This is a genomic window from Calidithermus roseus (genome assembly GCF_003574095.1).
Lineage (GTDB): Bacteria > Deinococcota > Deinococci > Deinococcales > Thermaceae > Calidithermus > Calidithermus roseus.
On the sequence record NZ_QWLA01000148.1, the window covers coordinates 1 to 2,127 of the forward strand.

General features: G+C 58.8%; 2 protein-coding genes and 1 pseudogene. All 3 read left to right on the plus strand.

Annotation, left to right across the window (positions count from 1 at the left end; genetic code table 11):
• The first annotated feature begins 472 nt into the window (after positions 1-472).
• A pseudogene (locus tag Mrose_RS19895) lies at positions 473-750 on the plus strand (nuclear transport factor 2 family protein).
• A 604-nt stretch (positions 751-1,354) separates the two neighbouring features.
• A complete protein-coding gene (locus Mrose_RS18220) occupies positions 1,355-1,660 on the plus strand; it encodes a hypothetical protein (protein ID WP_245970023.1) in 306 nt (101 codons plus the stop codon).
• Between the two features lie 13 nt (positions 1,661-1,673).
• Positions 1,674-2,021, plus strand: a complete 348-nt coding sequence (locus Mrose_RS18225; protein ID WP_119280635.1) for a cupin domain-containing protein — start codon at positions 1,674-1,676, stop codon at positions 2,019-2,021.
• The last annotated feature ends 106 nt before the right edge of the window (positions 2,022-2,127 follow it).

Sequence of the window (2,127 nt, forward strand, 5' to 3'; positions counted from 1 at the left end):
CGCCGGGGCTCGCTGGTCGGTCAGCGGGGCCCACGCCAAGGCCTTTGGCCGCTCCCAGCTATTCTCTCTCCGTCCAATCGTCTCTTTCGACACCGTGCGCCATGTCGCTTTCCCAGCAGCTTAGCCCTTTAGGGTTGATTCGGGGACGCACCCGTCCAAGCACGTCAAGCCGGTCGTGGGCGGCGAAAGCTGCCAGCGGTTCCATGTGAAGATCTTTCTCGCAGGGTGGCAACGGGTGCGGATGGATGACGGCACCGAGATGGAATTCGGTCCGGGGGGTGTGGCGGTCATACATCCTGGGAATGACGCTTGGGTGGTTGGTGACGAACCCAATGTGCTGATCGAACTGGCAGATATCGTCAAGATGTCCGCCAACGCGCCCGAAGAAATGCTGACAAAATTCACGCTCGAAGCGGTTCAGCGCTTCAACGACGCCATCAACAGGCATGGTGTTGGCGCGGCCATGGCTGCCATGACCGCGGACTGTGTGTTCGAAAACACTTATCCGCCCCCGGATGGCGGGCGTTATGAGGGCCAGGCGGCTGTCCGTGCCTTCTGGGAACGATTCTTCGCGACAAATCCGGATGCGCTCTTTGAGGTTGAGAAATGTTTGCCGTCGCCGATCGGTGCGTTGTCCGATGGGTTTACAGAGAGACGAAAGAAGGAAAGCCGTGGTATCTGCGCGGCGTGGATGTGTTTCGTGTGCGGGATGGGAAGGTAGCTGAGAAGTTCTCCTACGTCAAAGGTTAGGTTGGTGACTGCTGAAGATGGCCCTCGGCATGGCCTAACCCAAGGTCGCCATTCGGATGAACAGCGCTGCCCAATACGCGCTCGCACCTGACGTCGTCCCGCTGCGCTTCGCGGCGCAGTGAGGCGCAGATAGGCAGTACGTAGCGAGATTACCAAGGTGGTGGCATGATATTCGATATCGCGAACATGGGTGCAGGTTCGGCGGGATGCGTCTTGGCCGCCCGCTTGAGCGAGGGTAGAGGCCGTACGGTTCTGCTTCTCGAAGCTGGCTTGGATTACCCGGCTGGAGCCGAACTGCCAGCTGAAGTGTGCATCGGATCAAGGGGTGCGCTATCGCTCCAGATGTGCCGCCGAAAATGCTCACACAGGTGTGAAGGAATCAACGCATCGGTTCGGAAGCACCCCGAACCTGGTGCTGTCATCCTTCGGTCATCCTGCGCTTGCTAACTTGACCCTGCCTGGCTGGATTACCAGTTGGGCAAGGAGGCAAGGGATGGCTAGATTGGGATTTCTCGGATTGATAGTTGGGCTATTGGGTTTATTGGTAGGCGTTTTGGCGCAACCACCAGCGCAAAAGGCCAAAGCCCTGGGGTTGCCAGAAGGCGTGGTCCAGGTAAGCTCCTGTGTGCCGGGGATGGGTGAGCACTGGGCTAAGCCCCAGGACCTTCCCTTTGGCCCCATCTACGGGGTCATGGGGGAGAAGGTGGTGTTCGTGGAGATCATGGTTTCCCAGGCCGACTTTGTGGCTGGCAAGTCCTGGACCGAGGTGCTGAGGCCCCTGAAGGGTCATGCCATAGACCATGTGGACATAGAGTTCCAGCCCAAAGGCCACGAGGGCTACGAGGTTCCCCACTACGACGTCCACGCCTACTTTGTGCCGCACGCAGAACACACGGGGTACTGCCTATGAGGAGGGCTTGAATATGCAGGCTCTTTGGTTCTTCAATACCCTGGTTCGCATCTGGGTCTCGGAAGTAGAGGGCCAGGATGGCCTTTCCGTCATGGAGCATTGGGCTCCTTTTGGGGATTCCCCACCCCTGCACATCCACCACACCGAGGACCAGGTCTTTATCGTTTTGGAAGGTGCGATCCGCTTTTTCGTGGGGGATACATCCCGGCTTGCTCTACCCTTTGAGGAAATCCTAGGCCCCAAGGGGGTGCCCCATACCCACCAGGTGGAGTCCCCTGAGGGAGCCCGCTGGGTTACGGTCAACGCCCACCGGGACTTCGAGCGCTTCGTGCGGGCTATAATACCAAACCTATGTAGATAATAATGCATGCCGAGCAAAGCCATACCCCTACACCCCCACCTGAGCCTGGAGGAACTCGAACAGCGCTACCGTAGCTGCAAGGATGCCAAGGAGAAGACCCGCTGGC